Here is a 20,224-nt window from a genome sequence, read left to right on the forward strand (position 1 = left end):
TCATGACTGAGCTGAAGACCTACGACGTGCGCACGCACGGCTGCCAGATGAACGTCCACGACTCCGAGCGGCTCGCGGGCCTGCTCGAGACGGCCGGCTACGTCGACCTCGCGAGTGTCCCGACGGGGGAGCGCCCGGCCACCGCCGACGTCGTCGTCTTCAACACGTGCGCCGTCCGCGAGAACGCCGACAACAAGCTCTACGGCAACCTCGGTCAGCTCCGCCCCGCCAAGACCGCGAACCCCGACATGCAGATCGCGGTCGGCGGCTGCATGGCGCAGAAGGACCGCGCGACCATCGTCAAGCGGGCGCCGTGGGTCGACGTCGTCTTCGGCACCCACAACATCGGCAGCCTGCCCGCCCTGCTCGACCGCGCCCGCCACAACAAGCGCGCCGAGGTCGAGATCCTCGAGTCGCTCGAGACGTTCCCGTCGACCCTGCCGACCCGGCGTGATTCCGCGTATGCCGCTTGGGTCTCGATCTCGGTCGGCTGCAACAACACCTGCACGTTCTGCATCGTGCCGAGCCTGCGCGGCAAGGAGACCGACCGTCGACCCGGCGAGATCCTCGCCGAGATCCAGGCCCTCGTCGACCAGGGCGTCGTCGAGATCACCCTGCTCGGCCAGAACGTCAACACCTACGGCGTCGAGTTCGGCGACCGGCTCGCGTTCGGCAAGCTGCTCCGCGCCTGCGGCGAGATCGAGGGCCTCGAGCGGGTGCGCTTCACCAGCCCCCACCCGGCAGCGTTCACCGACGACGTCATCACGGCGATGGCGGAGACGCCCAACGTCATGCCGAGCCTGCACATGCCGCTCCAGTCCGGCTCGGACAAGGTCCTCAAGGACATGCGCCGGTCCTACCGCAGCGCGAAGTTCCTCGGCATCATCGACCGCGTCCGCGAGCAGATCCCCGAGGCGGCGATCACGACCGACCTCATCGTCGGCTTCCCCGGCGAGACCGAGGAGGACTTCGCCGAGACCCTGCGCGTCGTCGAGGAGTCGCGCTTCTCGAGCGCGTTCACGTTCCAGTACTCCATCCGCCCCGGTACGCCCGCGGCGACGATGGCGGACCAGGTGCCCAAGCCCGTCGTCCAGGAACGCTTCGAGCGGCTCGTCGCCCTCCAGGACGAGCTGTCGTGGGCCGAGAACCGCGCGATCGAGGGCCGCACCGTCGAGGTGCTCGTCGCACCGTTCGAGGGCCGCAAGGACACCGAGACCTCCCGCATGAGCGGTCGCGCCAAGGACAACCGCCTCGTGCACTTCTCAGTCCCCGAGGGTGGGGACCGGCCGCGCCCGGGCGACGTGGTGAGCGTCGATGTCACCTATGGCGCGCCGCACCACCTCGTCGCCGACGGTGCGTTGCACGGCGGGACGTATGCCGTGCGTCGCACCTCCGGTGGTGACGCGTGGGAGTCGCTCCAGGACGCGCCCGTCCCCGGCAAGCCCTCGGTGAGCCTCGGGATGCCCTCGATCGGCAAGCCCGCCGCCGCGCCGGTGAGCGCTCCCGCCTGCGGTAGCTGACCGGCATACCGGCTCCAGGGGGCACCGCCGACTGCTCCTGACACGCGAAGGCCCCACCACGCTCCCGTGGTGGGGCCTTTGCGTGCGGGGGTCAGGCGGGAGGCGGAGGCGGTGTCGCCTCGTCGCCCTGCTCGCCGATCCGGTCGTCCAGGAAGTCGCGGCCCTGGGCCACCCTGTCGGCGTCGACGCCCCTGCTCTCGGCGACGTCGCCGGCCCGGTCGAGACCCTGGTCGCTGTACTCCTCGACCTTGTCGGAGTGCTCGGCGGCCAGGTCGCCGGCCTTGTCGCTGTGCTCCGCGATGAAGTCCTTCGCCTTGTCGAACATGCTCATGGTTGCTCCTCACGTCTCGGGACAGGGACAGCTCCACTGTCCCGCACCCGGGCCGTTCGTGCACCCGGAGGGGCAGGGCAACTCCGGCGATCTGAGAGAATCGGGACCATGACGATCCGCCCCATCACCATCACTGGCGAGCCGGTGCTCCACCGCCGGGCCGAGCCGGTCGAGGTCATCGACGACGGCATCCGCGAGCTCGTGGCCGACATGTACGAGACGATGGACGCCGCCCGCGGCGTCGGTCTCGCGGCGCCGCAGGTCGGTGTCGGGCTGCGGATCTTCACGTGGCAGATGGACAACCACGACGGCGTCCCTGCACGTGGCGTCGTCATCAACCCGTTCGTCACCGCGACCAAGCCGCCGGTCGGCGACCCCGACCCGCACGAGGAGTCCGAGGGCTGCCTGTCGGTGCCGGGGGAGTCCTTCCCGCTGCGGCGCGGCGAGAGCGCGACGCTCACCGGCCTCGACCTCGACGGCAACGAGATCTCCTACACCGTGACCGGCTGGTTCGCCCGGATGTTCCAGCACGAGTACGACCACCTCAACGGCTTCCTCTACGTCGACCGGCTCCAGGGCAAGTGGGCCCGCAAGGCCAAGAAGGCCGTGAAGTCGCACGAGTGGGGCAAGCCGGGACTCACCTGGATGCCGGGGCAGGACCGTGACCCGTTCGGTCACGACGACGTCGACGAGGACGAGTTCGAGGCAGAGGGCGGGCACTCCGAGGAGCGCACCCGGTCCGAGGACGAGCTTGCCCGCTGACGGTTCAGGCGCGAGCCAGCTCGTCGTCGCCGTCGTCGGACCCACCGCGAGCGGCAAGTCCGAGCTCGCCCTGCGCATCGCCGAGGAGGTCGGCGGCGAGGTCGTGAGCGCCGACGCCATGCAGCTCTACCGCGGCATGGACATCGGCACCGCCAAGCTCACCATCGACGAGCGCAGAGGCATCCCGCACCACCAGATCGATGTCCTCGACGTCACCGACGAGGCGACGATCGCGCGCTACCAGGTCGAGGCCCGCGCCTCCATCGACGACATCCGCGGTCGCGGCCTGCACCCCGTCGTCGCGGGCGGGTCCGGCCTCTACGTCCGGGCCGCCCTCGACCACCTCGACATCCCGCCGACGGACCCCGACGTGCGCGCCCGACTGGAGTCCGAGGCGCAGGAGCGTGGTGGTGACGCGCTGTATGCCGTCCTCACCGAGCGCGATCCCGTTGCGGCACAGGCGATCGAGCCCCGCAACGTCCGACGTGTCATTCGCGCGCTCGAGGTCATGGAGATCACCGGCCGGCCGTTCAGCGCCTCCATGCCCGAGAGGCGCCACGTGCACCCGACGGTCACCGTCGGTTTGCGCCCGCCACGCGACGTCCTCGACGAGCGCATCGACCGCCGGGTCGAGCAGATGTGGCGTGACGGCCTCGTTGACGAGGTCCGCGGACTGGTGGCGCACGGCATACGGGAGGGTCGGACGGCATCACGGGCGCTGGGCTACGCGCAGGCGCTCGCCGAGGTCGACGGCACGATGAGCACCGGCGACGCGCAGGCCGAGACGGCGCAGCTGACCCGTCGCTACGCGCGCCGCCAGGAGTCGTGGTTCCGGCCCGACCCGCGGACGTGGTGGGTCGACCCGACGGCCGAGGGCGCGCTCGACGAAGCGCTCGCCCATGTCGGGCGCGCCATCGCGGACAATGGCTGACATGGGTACCATCGAGGGACTGCGGTTCACCAAGGGGCACGGCACCGAGAACGACTTCGTCGTCGTCGGCGACGTCGACGCGACCCTGGACCTCGACGCGGACCTCACGCGCCGGCTGGCCGACCGGCATGCCGGGGTGGGTGGCGACGGCGTCATCCGCGTCGTGCCGACCGCCGCCGCCACCGACGAGTCGGTGCGGGCGATGGCCGACCGGGCGCCGTGGTTCATGGACTACCGCAACGCCGACGGCTCGGTCGCCGAGATGTGTGGCAACGGCACCCGGGTCTTCGCGGCCTACCTGCGTCGTGAAGGGCTCGAGACCTCGGACGAGTTCGAGATCGCGACGCGTGCGGGCATCAAGGGCATCCGGTTCGAGGGCGACGTCGTCGCGACCAACATGGGCCGGTGGCGCCTGCCCGAGGAGGCCAAGGCGCGGGCCGACGGCTTCGACGCCCTCGTCCACGTCGTCGGGCACAGCGATCCGTGGTCGGCGCTCTCGGTCGACATGGGCAACCCCCACACCGTCGTCGCGCTGCCCGAGGGTGTCGACCTCGAGGGCCTCGACCTGCTGCACGTCCCCGAGGTCCGCCCCGTGCCGGCACACGGCACCAACGTCGAGTTCGTCCGGATCGTCGGGCCCGCGCACATCGCGATGCGGGTACACGAGCGCGGCGTGGGGGAGACGCGCTCGTGCGGCACGGGTGTCTGCGCCGCCGCGCTGGCGACGAGCTTCTGGGCCGGTGAGGCCGAGCCGACCGAGGACTGGACCGTCGACGTGCCTGGCGGTCGCCTCCGGGTGCGCGCCCTGCCGCACCACGAGGTCGAGCTCGCCGGGCCGGCGGCGCTCGTCGCCGACGGCACGGTCGACCTCTCCATCCTCTGACCCTCCACGCTCTGACGAGTCCGACGAGCGAGTCGAGGTGGCACGACACGCCGCCGAGCCGGGTCGTGCGCGGCGCGTCGTGCTATCTCGACGAACGACGGCCATGCGTCTGGCGCCCGCTGACGCTCGACATGCGGTACCCGCGGGTCACTCCTAGCGTCGAGACATGAGAACTCCCGCAACGGTCCTCGCCCTCGTCACGGCAGGCGGAGTGGCGGCAGCGCTCGCGCTCCCGGCCAGCGCCGCCCCGCAGGCGCCACCCGACCGCACCGGCCCACCGCCGGTGGGCCACGAGCTGCCCAAGGTGCCCGTCATGACCGGCGGCGGGGGAGCGGTCGCATCCGTCGACCCGGTCGCCTCGCAGGTCGGCATCGACGTGCTCAGGCGCGGCGGCAACGCGGCCGACGCCGCGGTCGCCACTGCTGCCGCGGTCGCAGCCGTCGAGCCCTACTCGTCGGGCATCGGCGGTGGCGGGTTCTTCGTCCACTACGACGCGCGCAGCAAGAAGGTCACCACGATCGACGGGCGTGAGACGGCGCCGGCGACCTTCCACGAGAAGGTGTTCCTGCGGTCCGACGGCACACCGATGGACTTCAACACGGTCGTGAACTCCGGTCTCTCCGTGGGGGTTCCGGGCACCCCGGCGACGTGGGAGGCGGCACTGCGAAGCCACGGCACGATGAGCCTCAACCGGGTGCTCAAGCCTGCGGAGGAGATCGCGCGGAAGGGCTTCGTCGTCGATGAGACGTTCCACCAGGACACGCTCGACAACGCCACACGGTTCGCGCTGTTCCCCGCGACGGCCGCGATCTACCTGCCCGGCGGGTCGCCCGTCCCCGTGGGTGGCATCCAGCGCAACCCCGACCTCGCCAAGGCCTACCGCGAGCTGCGAACCCACGGCACCAAGGCGCTCTACACCGGGCGCATGGGCCGTGACCTCGTCAAGGAGGTCCGCAATCCCTCGACGGCGCCGGGCGTCACCGTCCCCAAGGGGCAGCTCACGACGGCGGACGTCGCGGCATACACGGTCCGCCGCAAGGCGCCGACGCACTCCGAGCACAAGGGGTTCGACGTCTACGGCATGGACACCCCGAGCAGCGGCGGCATCGCGGTCTCGCAGATCCTCAACCTCCTCGAGTCCTTCGAGCAGCGCACCGGGCGCACGGTCAAGGAGCTCTCGGAGGCCGAGTACCTCCACTGGTTCAGCGAGGCGTCCGCGATGGCGTTCGCCGACCGCAACCGCTGGGTCGGTGACGTCCCGGGGGTGCCCACGCGCGAGCTGACCAGCCAGGCGTTCGCCGACGAGCGGGCCTGCCTCTTCGACCCGAACCGAGCACAGCTGCGACCGATCCCGTTCGGCTCGCCCGACGGCTCGTATGCCGCGTGCTCCCGCGGCGGGACGACGCGCCTCCCGCACGACGGTCAGTCCACGACCTCGCTCACCGTCGCCGACAGGTGGGGCGACGTCGTCACGTACACGCTGACGATCGAGCAGTACGGCGGCTCCGGCATCGTCGTCCCGGGCTGGGGGTTCCTGCTCAACAACGAGCTCACCGACTTCAACTTCGCGCCGCTCGCGCCGGGCGTGCCCGACCCCAACCTTCCGGGTCCGGGCAAGCGACCCCGCAGCTCGATGGCACCGTCGATCGTTCTCAAGGGCGGCAAGCCGTACCTCACGGCGGGCAGCCCGGGCGGCGCCACGATCATCACCACCGTGGCCCAGGTCGTCGCGGGGGTCGTCGACCGGGGCCTGCCCGTCGGTGACGCCGTGGCGGTCCCGCGCCTCTCCTCGCGCAACGGTACGGAGGAGGCCGAGGACGCGATCTTCACGACCGCGATCGGCGCGGAGCTCCGCGCCAAGGGGCACGTGCTGAGGCAGCGACCCGTCATCGGCAACGCCACCGCGATCCGCAGCCTGTCGCCCTCGCGCTGGACGGCAGCAGCCGAGCCGGTGCGTCGCGGGGGCGGATCGGCGATGGTGGTCCACCCGCGCTGAGCCACTCAGCAAGGCGAACGTGCACTGCGCAGCACGTCCTCGGTGCTGCGCAGTGCACCTATCCCACTCCGGGTGGCGGGCCCCACGCTCTGCGTGGGCGAAGGGAGGTCAGGCGGAGCGGACCTCGAGGACGCGGAAGCCCTTGCTCGACGCGAGGCGCGCGCACGGCATACGCAGGTCTGCCTCGATCCAGCGCTTAAGGCTGTCGGAGCCGAGGTTCTTCTGGACGACGAGGTAGGCCACGCCGCCCGGCGCCAGCCGTGGCAGCCAGAGCCGCAGCAGCTCGTGCAGCGCGGCCTTGCCGATCCGGATCGGCGGGTTGGACCAGATGAGGTCGTATGCCGTCCCCGCGTCGACCGCGTCGGGCGTCGTGGCGCGCACGTGGTCCAGACCGAGGGCCTGCGCGTTGCGCTGGGTGAGGTCGACGCTGCGCTCGTTGACGTCGACGGCGACGACATCGGCGTGAGGGGAGAGCATGCCCAGGGTGAGTGCGATGGGTCCCCAGCCGCAGCCGAGGTCGAGGAACCGGCCCGAGGGCGGGGGAGCCGGGACCTCGTCGAAGAGGACTGCCGTGCCCTTGTCGAGCCCGCCGGGGCTGAAGATGCCGGGGGCGACCTCGACACTCACTCGCCGGCCGGCCAGGGTGACGTCGAGCGACCGGCGCTCGTCCGGGGTGGCCGGGTGGGCGGTGAAGTAGTGCTCGCGCGAATCCGTTCGCCCCGAGTCGGTCATAGGTGAGACCCTAGACGGAACATGACTGCACGACATGACTACCTTTCCGGCAGGGCCGCGGCCCTCTCCGACGACGCCTTCGACGACGACGGTTTCCTGGCCGAGGGCGACGACGACGAGTCGGCACCCTCGGCGCTCTACGACGGTGACCAGCTCGACCGCGAGGAGCGCGCGGCGCTGCGCCGCGTCGCCGGCCTCTCCACCGAGCTCGAGGACGTCACCGAGGTCGAGTACCGCCAGCTCCGCCTCGAGCGCGTCGTCCTCGCGAGCGTCTGGTCTGAGGGCACCCTCGTCGACGCCGAGAACTCGCTGCGCGAGCTCGCGGCGCTCGCCGAGACCGCCGGCGCGCAGGTCCTCGAGGGCCTGATCCAGCGCCGCCAGAAGCCCGACACCGCGACCTACCTCGGCAAGGGCAAGGCGCAGGAGCTGCGGGACGTCGTCGTGGCCGAGGGCGCGGACACCGTCATCTGCGACACCGAGCTCGCCCCCTCGCAGCGCCGTGCGCTCGAGGACGTCGTCAAGGTCAAGGTCATCGACCGCACCGCCCTCATCCTCGACATCTTCGCCCAGCACGCCAAGAGCCGTGAGGGCAAGGCGCAGGTCGAGCTCGCCCAGCTCCAGTACCTCCTGCCGCGGCTGCGTGGCTGGGGTGAGTCGATGTCGCGCCAGGCCGGTGGCCAGGCCGCGGGTGGTCAGGGCATGGGCTCGCGCGGTCCCGGTGAGACCAAGATCGAGCTCGACCGCCGACGCATCAACACGCGCGTCGCCAAGCTCAAGCGCGACATCGCGGGCATGAAGACCCACCGCGACACCAAGCGTGGCAGCCGCCGCGCCAACGGCATCCCGAGCGTGGCCATCGCCGGCTACACCAACGCCGGCAAGTCGTCGATCCTCAACCGGCTCACCGGTGCCGGCGTGCTCGTGCAGAACCAGCTCTTCGCCACCCTCGACCCGACCGTGCGTCGCAGCGAGACCCCGGACGGGCGCGAGTTCACCTTCGCCGACACCGTCGGGTTCGTCCGCCAGCTGCCGCACCAGCTCGTCGAGGCGTTCCGCTCGACGCTCGAGGAGGTGGCCGACTCCGACCTCCTGCTCCACGTCGTCGACGGCTCGCACCCGGACCCCGAGGGCCAGATCTCCGCGGTGCGCGCGGTGCTCGCCGACGTCGACGCGACCGACGTCAAGGAGATCATCGTCGTCAACAAGGCCGACATCGCCGACCCCGAGGTCGTCGACCGGTTGCTGCGCCACGAGAAGCACGCCGTCGCCGTCTCGGCCCGTACCGGCGCCGGGCTCGACGAGCTGCGGGCGCTCATCGCCGACGAGCTCCCGAGCCCGGACATCGACATCGAGGTGCTCCTGCCCTACGGACGGGGCGACCTCGTGAGCCGGATCCACGACGAGGGCGAGATCCTCGCGAGCGAGCACGTCGGCGAGGGCACGCGCGTCACCGCCCGCGTCAACGCCGACCTCGCGGCCGAGCTCACGGCATACCGCTCCTGAGTGATGGCGGACGTCGAGGTGGACGACGCGTTCCTGCGCACCCCAACGCTCCCCACCCGGCGGCTGCGCCTGCGTCCCGTCGTCGCGGGTGACGCCGACGCCATCTACGACCTGCTGAGCGACGCCCACGTCCTTCGCTACTGGGACGAGCCGCCGTGGACCGACCGCACATCGGCGACGCGGTTCGTCGAGCGCAGTGATGCCCTGGCTCGGTCCGGCAGTGGCGTCCGGCTGGTCGTCGAAAGGCGACAGGACGGGCGCTTCCTCGGCTGGCTCAGCCTCGCTGGTTGGAACCCCGACTTCCGCAGCGCCTCCTTGGGCTTCGTCTACACCGAGGAGAGCTGGGGGCGCGGACACGCGACCGAAGCCGCCCGTGCCCTGCTGGAGTGGGGCTTCGCCACCTGGGACCTCAACCGTGTGCAGGCCGAGGCCGACACCCGCAACGTCGCCTGCGGCAGGGTTCTCGAGAAACTTGGCTTCGTGCGGGAGGGGACGCTGCGCGAGGACTGCGTCGTCAACGGCGTCGTGTCCGACTCGTGGGTGTACGGGCTGTTGCGCCGCGACGTGGAGGCCTCGTCCAGTATTGCGAAGAGTTCGCAATAGGATGGCGGTATGCCGTCCCCGAACGTCGTCGAGACCGCCCGCCTGATCCTTCGGCCGCCGACCGAGGCGGACCGCGACGCGTGGGTGCGCCTGCACCGGGACGCCCGGACGTACTGGCACGCGCCGCACGCGATGTCGCAGAGCGACGCCGACGCCGCGGCCTTCCTCGAGCGGACGCTGGCGCACTGGGAGGAGCACGGGTTCGGCTTCTGGATGGCGCAGGACCGGGAGACCGGCGAGGTGGTCGGGGTGTGCGGCCTCAAGGACACCGAGGGTGTCTTCCTCAACCTCTACTACCGGCTGGTCTTCGCCGGGCTCGGTCACGGGCTGGGCCGGGAGATGTCCCGGGCGTCCGCGGCGCATGCGCTCGAGTTCCTGCCCGCCCTGCCGGTGCGCGCCCTCGTCAAGGAGGTCAACACCCCGTCGTTGCGGACGGCGCTCGGCACGGGATTCGAGCGTGTGGGCACCAGAGTGCTCCACGACGACCTGCCAGATGAGCCGCCGTCGACGGTGTTCGAGGCGCCGCGGGTCGAGGCCGTGACGGCGTTCGACGCGGCCACGCGTGAGCAGGTCCTCGACCTCTGGGTGCGCACCAACGATGCGGGCGGGTCCGTGGGTTTCCTCCCCGGCGCCGCGCGCGAACGGGTCGACGCCGCCCTCACCGAGCACGAGACCTCGATGTCGTCCGGGTCCACGGTCGCCGTGCTGCTCCGCTCCTCGGCCGACGACCGAGTGGTCGGCACGTCGTTCCTCGTGCAGGGGTCGAACCCGCTGCTCGACCACACCCGCACGGTCTACCGGGTCATGACCGATCCCGACCGTCGCGGCCAGAACCTCGGCCGCCTCCTCATGGCCGCCACCCATCGCGTCGCGCGCGAGGCCGGGGTCGAGATCCTCACCCTGGGCGTGCGCAGCGGCAGCGGGCTGTCACGGTTCTATGCGGGCAGCGGCTACACCGAGTCGGGACGGGTGCTCGGCGCCATCCGGGTCGCCCCCGGCGACGAGCGCGACGACATCATTCTCACCCGCCGCCTCGACGACCGCACCCTGACCCCCGACGCCCGCGGCTGAGGGCGTCGCAGTCGCTCCTCGTCGCGACGGGGTGCAAGGGTTGGAATCGAGTCAGGATCAGCTGGGTGGCGGCCGCTCGGTGTCGGCCGTCAGGTTGGCGATGCCGGTTGCGGTCACCAGGCGCAGTCGCTGGACGTCGATGCTCGTGACGTAGTCCTCGACACGGTCCAGGAAGTATCGGGTCGTGGTCTGCGACTCGTGCTCGGCGAGGGCCTCTTCGCTGGTGTAGAGCTCGTAGAAGATGCGGACGTCGGGCTCACCGTCGAGCGTGTGCACCGCGTAGGCCAATGTGCGGGGCTCGTTGTCGGCGATACCCGCCACCGTGTCGCGCATCAGTGCGTCGAAGGCCTCGGCCCGGCCGGGCCTGAGCGCGAACCGGACCACCAAGCCGAACTGGGACATGCGCACCTCCTCGGTAAAAGTTGACTCTCCCACGCCGCTGCACTGCGAACACGCTTTGGACGGGGACCGGCAAGCGGGGAGCGGAAATTGGCGTTGAGAGCACCCGCGCGATCCGCGGCATGTCCCGGAGTCAGCTGGGGGAGCCTGTCTTCCTTCGTGCTTGGGCAGCAAGGTGGCGAAGCCGGCGGCGGAACTGGGATCGGAAGCGTCGTTGCTCGGTCTCATTGAGAACGAATTGTGGGTCGGCAGCCGCTTCGTAGTACTCGACCTCGACCGGGTCGTCCGCACCGTCGGACTCAACCAACGCAGCCAGGTCCTTCTTCGAAGGCGGACCATCGGCAAGCTCGCCCACCCACGCCGACTTCGGCGACTCCGGTTGCTCCACAGCGTCATGATGGCTCATACATTTCCCCGTGACTGCACGATCGGGCGGCTCGTGCAGTCCTCGCGTGCCGGGTCGTCGAACCGGACGACCGGTGCCGTCGTGCCGGCGGCTTCAGCCCTCCAACCCACACCCTCGATGGGGATGAGCCCTCTATCGTCGGTCCATGACCACTCGGCTGAACCCCTACCTGAGCTTCGCGGGTGATGCCTCGGCCGCGCTGGTGTTCTACCAGGGCGTGTTCGGCGGCGATCTCACGATCAACCACTTCGGCGACTTCGGTACCGACGACCACGGCATTGGCGACCAGGTCATGCACGGCCAGCTGGAAACGGCGTTTGGCCTCACACTGATGGCCGCCGACATGCTGCCGGACGAGACGTTTCGCCCCGGGAACAACCTCGCGGTCAGCCTCAGCGGGGACGATACCGAGGAACTGCGCGGCTACTGGCAGGCGCTGTCGGACGGAGGGTCCGTGACGGTCGAGCTGGCCACCCAGCCGTGGGGCGACGAGTTCGGGACGTGCGTCGACCGGTTCGGGACCTCGTGGCTGGTCAACATCGCTGGGGGTGGCTGACCTACCCGATCCGCGCTGCGCCAGGTCGGTCTGGCTGTCCGTCCGTACCGCAGCTCGCGTTGCCGCGGCCGGCGGCAGTCCTCTTGCGCTCAAACCTCGTCACCGGCCGCTCGGCCCAGCGATCGACCACGTCAAGACCGCACCGCAGGTGTGCCGTCAGAGGCACGACCGGCGGCAGTAGTGTGCGCCCGATCGCGCGTAGAGCGGCAGATCCGGTCGAGCCGCGGCAGAACTCAGTTGGCACGCGACGCGGCGGTGAGCCACGCCCCATTCATCCTCGGCTCGCGAGCCCGATCAGCACGTCGCATCGGTGGATGTGAGGCGTGGGCGGCAGGTGCTGTGGTCGGCTGGGGAGACCAGCCGGGCTCAACCAGTTCTGTCCAGGATCAGGCGGGTCGCTTCGTGCGGTGCGTCCCATTGTGGGAAGTGGCCGCACCGCTCGAACCAGTGCAGCACCGCGTCGGGGAACAGCTCCGCCGCACGTGCGGCCTGTCTCGGCACGGTCACCAGGTCACGACGCCCCCACCCGATCGTGACCCGGCCAGGCGCTGTGCCTGCCGGGGCGCCCTGTTGCTTGGGGCCTTTGGTCAGGGCATCCAAGGCGGCGCCGGTCGATGGGGAGTCGGCCAGCCCGCTCACATCCGGCAGCACGGTCTCGGGCGAGAGCGCCCAGGGTCGCGCTGACAGCTGTGCGAGAAGCAGCGTCCTGCCCACCGGGGTGGCCAGCAGTGACGGCAGCCTGTCTCGGACTGCGCGGACCAGAGCAATCGACGGCCGTAGTGTGGCGCCGAAGACGGCGAGTTCGCGGTCGCTCCAAAAGCCGCCTGGATCCAGAGCCACGGTGTCGCCGCCGACTCCTCGTCGTGCCAGCTCGAGCACCATTCGGCCGCCCATCGACTGGCCAGCGGTGGCGAGGCCGTCCAGCCCCTCTTCGCGGATGAAGTTCGCGACGGAGTCGGTCAGGGTGGCGATCGAGACCTCGCCGGTCAAGGGTGGCGTTTCTCCAAACCCAGGTAGGTCGACGGCGATGACCTCACGGTGCTCGGCCAGTTCGTTGATGATCGGGGTCCAGGATCGCCACCCTGCGCCGAGACCGTGCACGAGCAACAGCGGACTGCCACTTCCGCGTCTCACGTGGTTCAACGTCATGCCGCGACGCTAGTTCACGCGCCCGCGCGTCGGCGCCTTGACGAGGCTCCGTTCCACGCTGAGCCCGCCGCGAACAGCATCAGCGACGGCTGACCTCACGATCACCGACACCCAGTCACGATCGGGGCTTCCCTGACATCGGCACGAACTCGCGGACCGGGGCGCCGTGGCCAGCGCGTCCATGCGGGCGGTGTGACGCCGCTCGAGGGCCAGCGCTCATCGGCAGTTCAGGACGTTCAATTTAGAGAGGAAATCACACGCCTCCAGTGGCCCACCGACGGCGGTCCCCGGCCCGCGGTGGAGACGCTCCGAAGCAACTTGGGTGCCCTATCACTCGCAACGTCCGGGTCCTCGCGATGGCTCAGAGGCGGCGCAGGGCGGTGGCGGCGATGACGAGCTCCCCGGCGGCGTCACTCGCGTCGAGATCGACCACGGCCTCGATGACCCAGTCGCGGTCGTCGGCCGGGTCCGCCAGCACCTGACGGACCCGCCAGATGCGGTGCTCGGTGTCGTCGTCGAGGCCCGGCACGACATCGCGCGCAGGCGTGACCTGAAGCAGCGAGGGGCCTCGGGCGTCGGCGTCAGTGCCGATGGTGCCGTGCTCGTCCCAGTAGGCCCCCAGCGCGGTGTCCCACGCGTCGAGGTCCATGACACGCGACCGACCGTCCTCGGGCACGGCGGCGGAGTCAGCCTCGAGCCGGGCCAACGCCTCGATGTCGTCACGCTCGGCGAGCTCGACCCGTCGCCACATGGCCTGGCGCACCATCGCGCGAAAAGCCCTGTCGTTGGCCGTGATCGGGCGCGGCGGGGGTGGGGCATCACCGTGGGCAGCGGCCGCGTTGCGCACCGACTCGGGGTCGGTGAGGGCGGCCCACTCGTCGATGAGGGAGGAGTCGGTCTGGCGGATCGTCTCGCCCAGCCACTCGATGAGGGTGTCGAGCTCCTCGCCGCGGTGCACCTCGGGCACGGTCTGGCGCAGCGTCCGGTAGGCGTCGGAGAGGTAGCGCAGCACGACACCCTCGGAGCGGGTGAGCCCGTAGCGGCGGATGAGGTCGCCGAAGCTCATCGCCTGCTCCCACATCTCGCGCACGATGCTCTTGGGGTCCAAGGCCTCGTCCGGCAGCCACGGGTGCGTCTGCCGGTAGGTCTCGTAGGCCGGCTCGAGCATGTCGAGAAGCGGCCGCGGCCAGGTGATCTCCTCGACGATGGCGGTGCGCTCGTCGTACTCGACACCCTCGGCCTTGAGCTCGGCGATCCGCTCGCCCCGTGCCGCCCACTGCTGCGCGCGGAGCACGGGTCGTGGCGAGTCGAGGACGGCCTCGACGACCGAGACGACGTCGAGGGCGTGGGTGGGGGAGTCGGGGTCGAGGAGGTCGAGCGCGGCAAGGGCGAAGTGTGCGAGCGGCTGGTTGAGCGCGAAGTCGGCGGGCAGGTCCACGGTGAGCTCAACGGTGCGCCCGTCGGCGGCAGGCTCGGGCAGGCGCACGACCACCCCGGAGTCGAGGAGCGACCGCCCCAGCCGGATCGCCCGTCGGGCCAGCTTGGCCTGACCGACCAGGGACTCGTGGTTGTCGCGGACGAGCCGGCTCACCGCGGCCACGGGGTCGCCCGGCCGGGCGATGAGGTTGAGGACCATTGCGTTGTCGATCCGCATCTTCGACGTGAGGGCCTCGGGCTCGCTCGCGACGAGCTTGTCGAAGGTCTGCTCGGTCCACACGATCGAGCCCTCGGGCGGCTTGCGGCGCTGGACCTTGCGGAGCTTCTTGGGGTCGTCGCCGGCCTTGGCGATGTTGCGCTCGTTCTCGATGACGTGCGGCGGCGCCTGGACGATGACCGACCCGCTCGTGTCGAACCCGGCGCGCCCGGCACGCCCGGCGATCTGGTGGAACTCCCGCGACCTGAAGACCCGGTCCCGCTGCCCGTCGAATTTCGCGAGCCCGGTGAACAGCACCGTGCGGATGGGGACGTTGATGCCGACGCCGAGGGTGTCCGTGCCGGCGATGACCTTGAGCAGTCCGGCCTGCGCGAGCTGCTCGACGATCCGTCGGTAGCGGGGGAGCAGCCCGGCGTGGTGCACGCCGATGCCGCGCCGCAGCAGCCCGGACAGAGTCTTGCCGAAGCCGGCGGCGAACCGCACCGGCGCGAGCCGCTCGGCGATGGCGGTCTTCTCCTCAGGCGTGAGCAGCTTGAGGGTGATGAGGGAGGCAGCATGCTCGGCGGCGAGCTGCTGGGTCGGGTGCACGACGTAGACCGGCGCCTGGTGGGTGGTGACGATCTCCTCGACCATCTCGGCGAGCGGCGTGAGCGACCATGTGAACGAGAGCGGGACAGGGCGCTCGGCGGTGGTCACGAGCGCGACCTCGCGGCCCGTGCGGCGCTCGAGGTCCTCGCTGATCGTCCTCATGTCGCCGAGCGTGGCCGACATGAGAAGGAACTGGGCCTGCGGCAGCTCGAGCAGCGGCACCTGCCAGGCCCAGCCACGCTGGCCGTCGGCGTAGTAGTGGAACTCGTCCATGACGACGAGCCCGACGTCGGCCGAGGAGCCCTCTCGCAGAGCGATGTTGGCGAGCACCTCGGCCGTGCAGCAGATGATCGGCGCGTCCGCGTTGACGGCGGCGTCACCGGTGAGCAACCCGACGTTCTCCGCGCCGAAGACGTCGCACAGCGCGAAGAACTTCTCGTTGACGAGTGCCTTGATCGGCGCCGTGTAGAACGACACACGGTCGCCGGCGAGGGCGGCGAAGTGCGCCGCGACCCCGACCAGCGACTTTCCGGACCCGGTGGGGGTGGCCAGCACGACGTTGCGCCCCGACACCACCTCGATGACGGCCTCGTCCTGGTGGGGGTACAACGCGATCCCGGACTCCTCCGCCCACGCCGAGAACACGGCATACAGGGTGTCGGGATCGGTGGTGACGGAGGTCAGGGCGCGCTCGGCCAGCGGGTGGGAGGTCATCGTGCTGCATCCTCCCACCTCGCGCGGGCCATCCCCGGTTGCCCGGGTCGTCGGGACCGCTGCCCCTGTCGGTCGGGACGCCGGGCGGGACACGCTGCGGAGCGACACAGCACCTCGACCACGAAAGGACGGTGCGCCATGCGGGACCTCCGCAACAACCCCGACCGGATCCGCCGATGGACGACCGGGGGCGTCCTCTGCCTCTCGGCGCTCTTCATGATCGTCGCCGTTCTCGTCGACCCCGGGACCTGGGGCGACGACCGGGAGGTCGTGAGCTACCAGGACAACCCCGCCCTCGCGCAGCTCCAGTCCGCGCTCTACCACTGGGGCTACCTGCTCATGGCGGTCGCCGTCCTCGGCCTCGCCCACTTCACCCGCCGCCGGGCGGTCCTCGCCGGGCACGTCGCCGCTGGAGTGGCCGCGATCGGCTGGATCAACCTCTCCGCACTGCTGCTCACCGACCCGGTCAACTGGTGGTTCGGTGCGCAGTACCCGCCCGAGGAGGCCGAGCGGCTCACCAACGAGGTCCTCGAGATCCCGGGCGTCATCGTCGGGTTCATGATCCCCGGCCCGCTCCTCGCCCTCGGCGGCACGGTGGCCCTCCTCGTCGTCCTGTGGCGGGCCGGCTTCGTCCGCGTGTGGGTCCCGCTCCTCTTCGCCACGTGGGTCGTGGGCAGCTTCACCGTGCCCTACGGTCCCGCCGCGATCCCTCTGTGGCTCGCCGGCACGGGTTCGCTCGCCTTCCTCGGCCAGCGCATCCTGCGGATGAGCGACAGCGTGTATGCCGCCCACGCCCGTGCCGCCGTCGCGGCGCCTGCCGAGGAGCTCGCCTCCACCCGGGCCTGAGGGCCCGGCGCCATCGCCCCCACCTCGGCACCCGCGTGCCACAGTGGGGGCATGACGTCGGTCGAGCCCGAGGAACGACCACGGACCGAGGAGCACGGGCGGCTCGAGCACTCACCCGACGACGGCGACCCGTGGCGCGCCTGGGGTCCCTACGTCTCGGGACGTCAGTGGGGGACCGTCCGCGAGGACTACTCCGCCGATGGTGACGCCTGGTCGTTCTTCCCGTTCGACCACGCCCATGCCCGCGCCTACCGCTGGGGCGAGGACGGCATCGCCGGGATCTGCGACCGCTACGGCTTCCTCAACCTCGCCGTCGCGATGTGGAACCGTCACGACGACCGGCTCAAGGAGCGCTACTTCGGCCTCACCAACGGCGAGGGCAACCACGGCGAGGACGCCAAGGAGTACTGGTGGCACCTCGACGCCACCCCCACGCACAGCTGGGCGAAGCACCTCTACCGCTACCCGCAGGCCGCCTTCCCGTATGCCGTCCTGCGCGAGACGAACGCGTCGCGCGGCCACGACGACCCCGAGTTCCAGCTCGTCGACACCGGTGTGCTCGAGGACGACCGGTTCTTCGACGTGGTCACGACCCACGCCAAGGCCTCACCCGGAGACATCCTCATGACGATCGAGGCCACGAACCACGGACCGGAGCCGGCGCCTCTGGACCTCGTGCCGCAGCTGTGGTTCCGCAACACGTGGGCGTGGGGTCGGGACGACCGGACACCCGGCATCGAGGTCGTCGCCGACGCGCCACCGGGACGCGTCGCGCTCCGCGCGACCCACGCTCACCTCGGGGTCGTCGAGCTCCACGCGGAGGGCGCGCCCGAGGTCCTCGTGTGCGACAACGAGACGCACGTCGAGGCGGTGTTCGGCGAGGGCGAGAGCCGCAGTGCGCACCCCAAGGACGCCGTCGACCGGGCCGTGGTCCACGGTGACCCGAGCCTGCTCGCCACCGATGGACGTGGCACCAAGGTGGCCCTGCGATACTCCTTCGCCGAGGTCGCGCCGGGGGAGACCGTCCGGGTCCGGCTGCGGCTGCTCGACGACGCTTGGGCCGAGGGCAGCCGAGGCGACTCCGACTTGCCTGCGGTCCCGCGCGGGGGTGAGCCGTTCGGCCAGGGCTTCGACGACGTGGTCACGACGCGACGCCGGGAGGCCGACGCGTTCTACGCCGAGGTGGTCCCCGAGGACGTCGGCGACGAGGAGCGTCTCGTGGCCAGACGTGCCTTCGCCGGCCTCAACTGGAGCAAGCAGCTCTACCGCTACGACGTGCGCGAGTGGCTCGAGGGCGACCCGGCCGGACCGCCGCCACCGGACTCACGCCGCGACCGTGAGCCGCAGGGCCGCAACACGTCGTGGACCCACCTCGCGCTCGCCGACGTCATCTCGATGCCGGACGAGTGGGAGTACCCGTGGTTCGCCGCGTGGGACCTCGCCTTCCACACCGTCGCCCTCGCACACATCGACCCTGCGTTCGCCAAGAACCAGCTGCTGCTCATGTGTCGCGAGTGGAGCCAGCACCCCAACGGTCAGCTGCCGGCATACGAATGGCAGTTCGGTGACGTCAACCCGCCGGTCCACGCGTGGGCGGCCTGGCAGGTCTACGTCCTCGACGGCGCGCGCGACCACGGCTTCCTCGTGCGGGTGTTCACCAAGCTGCTCTTCAACTTCTCGTGGTGGCTCAACCGCAAGGACTCCGACGGGTCCAACCTCTTCGAGGGCGGCTTCCTCGGCATGGACAACATCAGCGTCTTCGACCGGTCGCGCGAGGTGCCGTCGGGGTGGCGGCTCGAGCAGTCCGACGCGACGAGCTGGATGGCGTTCACCTGCCTGCAGATGCTGCGGATCGCACTGGAGCTGAGCCGGGTGGACCGGTCCTGGGACGGGCTCGCGACGACCTTCCTCGAGCACTTCTTCTCGATCGCCGAGGCGATGGAGACGTTCGGCACCCAGGGCGTCTCGCTCTGGGACGACGAGGACGAGTTCTTCTACGACGTCCTCGTCGACGAGCACGACCAGGGGTCGCCCGTCCGCGTTCGGTCGCTCGTCGGGCTGCTGCCCCTCATCGCCGTCGCCAACGTCCCGGCGTGGGCGTTCGACGAGCTCGGTGACTTCACGTCGCGGCTGCGGTGGCTGCAGGACCGTCGGCCCGACCTCACCGACTCCCTGCTGCACAGCCAGGACGGCGAGGTCGTCCACAACAGCCTCACGCCGGTGGTCCGCAACCGGCTCGAGGCGATCCTGCGGCGGCTGTTCGACGAGGGCGAGTTCCTCTCGCCTCATGGGATCCGGTCGCTCTCGGCGGCCTACCGCGGCGGCGCCGACATCGACGCGGGTGGCACCTCGGTGCACATCGAGTACGACCCGGGCGAGTCGACGACCGGGATGTTCGGCGGCAACTCCAACTGGCGTGGGCCCGTGTGGTTCCCGACCAACGTGCTCATCCTCGACGCGTTGCTCGTCCTCGCCGACGGCGCAGACGGCGACGTCCGTGTCGAGTTCCCCACCGGGTCCGGGCGTGAGGTGGCGCTCGAGGAGGCTGCCATCGGGCTGCGCGAGCGCCTCATCTCGCTCTTCCTTCCCGGCGAGGACGGTCGACGTCCGGGCACGCCACGGGAGTACCCCGGCGGCGACCTCTGGGACGTCCACCCGACGTTCAGCGAGCACTTCAACGGCGACACCGGGGTCGGCCTCGGCGCGTCCCACCAGACCGGCTGGACGGCCCTCGTCGCCCACCTCGTCTGCACCCCACCCGAGACCCTCCGCGAGGAGATGGATACATGAGCACGCCTGTCGCACAGCACCGCCCGCTCGAGGGGAAGGTGGTTCTCGTCACCGGTGGCAACTCCGGGATCGGCGAGGGCATCGTCCGCGAAGCCGCATCTCAGGGGGCCAAGGTCGTCATCGACTACGTGTCGGACCCCGAGGCGACCGACGCGATCGTCGCCGACATCACCAAGGCCGGGGGAGAGGCCGTGGGCTGCCAGGCCGACGTCTCGAAGGTCGACGATCTCCGTCGTCTCGTGGACACCGCCGTCGAGAGGTTCGGGCGCCTCGACGTCATGGTCAACAACGCCGGTGTCGAGTTCGGCGAGACGCTCACGACGCTCACCGAGGAGAAGTACGACCTCCTCATGGGCATCAACCTCAGGGGGGCGGTCTTCGGGACGCAGCTCGCCGCCGAGCAGATGAGGCGTCAGGGCGACGGCGGGGTCGTCGTCAACATCACCTCCACCCACGAGGACTGGCCCATGCCGAGCGACCTCGCCTACTGCATCTCCAAGGGCGGCATGCGGATGCTCACGCGCACCGCCGGCGTCGAGCTGGGCCCGGACCGGATCCGGGTGGTGGGCGTCGGCCCGGGCGCCATCGACACCCCGATCAACGACGACGACACCCCCGAGGAGACCAGGGCGCTCGAGGCCGCCGTGCCACTGGGATACATCGGGACGCCGACGGAGATGGGCAAGGTCGTGTGCTGGGCAGCGAGCGACGCCGCGTCCTACGTCACGGCGACGACGATCATGGCCGACGGCGGGCTCATGCAGAAGCCCGGCGCCGTCTGACCCGCCCT

General features: G+C 70.7%; 18 protein-coding genes. 12 read left to right on the plus strand and 6 right to left on the minus strand.

The window, feature by feature from the left end:
• Positions 1–2: 2 nt before the first annotated feature.
• Entirely contained in the window at positions 3–1,520 is a 1,518-nt protein-coding gene (gene miaB, locus ACSQ11_RS12465) for a tRNA (N6-isopentenyl adenosine(37)-C2)-methylthiotransferase MiaB (protein WP_436005837.1), read from the plus strand.
• Positions 1,521–1,611: 91 nt separating this feature from the next.
• On the opposite strand, the gene ACSQ11_RS12470 is transcribed toward miaB, so the two are convergent.
• Positions 1,612–1,851 (minus strand): antitoxin, encoded by a 240-nt coding sequence (locus ACSQ11_RS12470; protein WP_436005839.1) that lies wholly within the window; start codon positions 1,849–1,851, stop codon positions 1,612–1,614.
• Between the two features lie 108 nt (positions 1,852–1,959).
• Between ACSQ11_RS12470 and def the strand changes: the two genes are divergently transcribed.
• The 4 genes from def (at position 1,960) to ggt (ending at position 6,423) form a co-directional block, all read left to right on the plus strand.
• The gene (gene def / locus ACSQ11_RS12475; protein ID WP_436005841.1) at positions 1,960–2,613 is read left to right on the plus strand and encodes a peptide deformylase; all 654 of its coding nucleotides are present in this window, start codon (positions 1,960–1,962) and stop codon (positions 2,611–2,613) included.
• Positions 2,603–3,544 carry a tRNA (adenosine(37)-N6)-dimethylallyltransferase MiaA gene (gene miaA, locus ACSQ11_RS12480; protein ID WP_436005843.1) on the plus strand — a complete coding sequence of 314 codons (942 nt, stop codon included), beginning with the start codon at positions 2,603–2,605 and terminating at the stop codon, positions 3,542–3,544. The genes def and miaA overlap by 11 nt, the downstream gene beginning before the upstream one ends.
• A gap of 1 nt (position 3,545) precedes the next feature.
• The gene (gene dapF, locus ACSQ11_RS12485) at positions 3,546–4,427 is read left to right on the plus strand and encodes a diaminopimelate epimerase (protein ID WP_436005845.1); all 882 of its coding nucleotides are present in this window, start codon (positions 3,546–3,548) and stop codon (positions 4,425–4,427) included.
• Positions 4,428–4,593: 166 nt separating this feature from the next.
• Entirely contained in the window at positions 4,594–6,423 is a 1,830-nt protein-coding gene (gene ggt, locus ACSQ11_RS12490) for a gamma-glutamyltransferase (protein WP_436005847.1), read from the plus strand.
• 108 nt (positions 6,424–6,531) lie between these two features.
• Here the strand turns inward: ggt and ACSQ11_RS12495 are convergent, their stop codons facing one another.
• Positions 6,532–7,155, minus strand: a complete 624-nt coding sequence (locus ACSQ11_RS12495) for a class I SAM-dependent methyltransferase (RefSeq protein WP_436005849.1) — start codon at positions 7,153–7,155, stop codon at positions 6,532–6,534.
• A gap of 21 nt (positions 7,156–7,176) precedes the next feature.
• Between ACSQ11_RS12495 and hflX the strand changes: the two genes are divergently transcribed.
• Genes hflX through ACSQ11_RS12510 form a run of 3 tightly spaced genes read left to right on the plus strand, consistent with a single transcriptional unit; the run spans position 7,177 to position 10,332 of the window.
• Positions 7,177–8,658: a GTPase HflX gene (gene hflX, locus ACSQ11_RS12500; protein ID WP_436005851.1), complete on the plus strand. Its 1,482-nt coding sequence runs from the start codon at positions 7,177–7,179 to the stop codon at positions 8,656–8,658.
• Positions 8,659–8,661: 3 nt separating this feature from the next.
• Positions 8,662–9,261: a GNAT family N-acetyltransferase gene (locus tag ACSQ11_RS12505; protein ID WP_436006774.1), complete on the plus strand. Its 600-nt coding sequence runs from the start codon at positions 8,662–8,664 to the stop codon at positions 9,259–9,261.
• Between the two features lie 9 nt (positions 9,262–9,270).
• Positions 9,271–10,332, plus strand: coding sequence for a GNAT family N-acetyltransferase (locus tag ACSQ11_RS12510; RefSeq protein ID WP_436005853.1), 1,062 nt, complete (start codon positions 9,271–9,273; stop codon positions 10,330–10,332).
• 57 nt (positions 10,333–10,389) lie between these two features.
• Here the strand turns inward: ACSQ11_RS12510 and ACSQ11_RS12515 are convergent, their stop codons facing one another.
• Entirely contained in the window at positions 10,390–10,734 is a 345-nt protein-coding gene (locus ACSQ11_RS12515; protein ID WP_436005855.1) for a putative quinol monooxygenase, read from the minus strand.
• A gap of 130 nt (positions 10,735–10,864) precedes the next feature.
• A complete protein-coding gene (locus tag ACSQ11_RS12520; RefSeq protein WP_436005857.1) occupies positions 10,865–11,137 on the minus strand; it encodes a hypothetical protein in 273 nt (90 codons plus the stop codon).
• A gap of 145 nt (positions 11,138–11,282) precedes the next feature.
• On the opposite strand from ACSQ11_RS12520, the gene ACSQ11_RS12525 reads away from it, so the two are divergent.
• The gene (locus ACSQ11_RS12525) at positions 11,283–11,693 is read left to right on the plus strand and encodes a VOC family protein (protein WP_436005859.1); all 411 of its coding nucleotides are present in this window, start codon (positions 11,283–11,285) and stop codon (positions 11,691–11,693) included.
• Between the two features lie 366 nt (positions 11,694–12,059).
• Here the strand turns inward: ACSQ11_RS12525 and ACSQ11_RS12530 are convergent, their stop codons facing one another.
• Together ACSQ11_RS12530 and ACSQ11_RS12535 are read right to left on the minus strand one after the other, a co-directional pair.
• Positions 12,060–12,842, minus strand: coding sequence for an alpha/beta fold hydrolase (locus ACSQ11_RS12530; RefSeq protein WP_436005861.1), 783 nt, complete (start codon positions 12,840–12,842; stop codon positions 12,060–12,062).
• Positions 12,843–13,203: 361 nt separating this feature from the next.
• Positions 13,204–15,798: a DEAD/DEAH box helicase gene (locus ACSQ11_RS12535; RefSeq protein WP_436005863.1), complete on the minus strand. Its 2,595-nt coding sequence runs from the start codon at positions 15,796–15,798 to the stop codon at positions 13,204–13,206.
• Between the two features lie 138 nt (positions 15,799–15,936).
• On the opposite strand from ACSQ11_RS12535, the gene ACSQ11_RS12540 reads away from it, so the two are divergent.
• Genes ACSQ11_RS12540 through ACSQ11_RS12550 form a run of 3 tightly spaced genes read left to right on the plus strand, consistent with a single transcriptional unit; the run spans position 15,937 to position 20,216 of the window.
• Positions 15,937–16,644 (plus strand): hypothetical protein, encoded by a 708-nt coding sequence (locus ACSQ11_RS12540; protein ID WP_436005865.1) that lies wholly within the window; start codon positions 15,937–15,939, stop codon positions 16,642–16,644.
• Between the two features lie 51 nt (positions 16,645–16,695).
• On the plus strand, positions 16,696–19,434 hold the full coding sequence (locus ACSQ11_RS12545; RefSeq protein ID WP_436005867.1) for an MGH1-like glycoside hydrolase domain-containing protein: 2,739 nt from the start codon (positions 16,696–16,698) through the stop codon (positions 19,432–19,434).
• Positions 19,431–20,216, plus strand: coding sequence for a glucose 1-dehydrogenase (locus ACSQ11_RS12550; protein WP_436005869.1), 786 nt, complete (start codon positions 19,431–19,433; stop codon positions 20,214–20,216). Before ACSQ11_RS12545 ends, ACSQ11_RS12550 begins: the two co-directional genes overlap by 4 nt.
• Positions 20,217–20,224 lie beyond the last annotated feature (8 nt).

Source organism: Knoellia sp. LjRoot47, assembly GCF_964253435.1.
Classification (GTDB): domain Bacteria; phylum Actinomycetota; class Actinomycetes; order Actinomycetales; family Dermatophilaceae; genus Knoellia.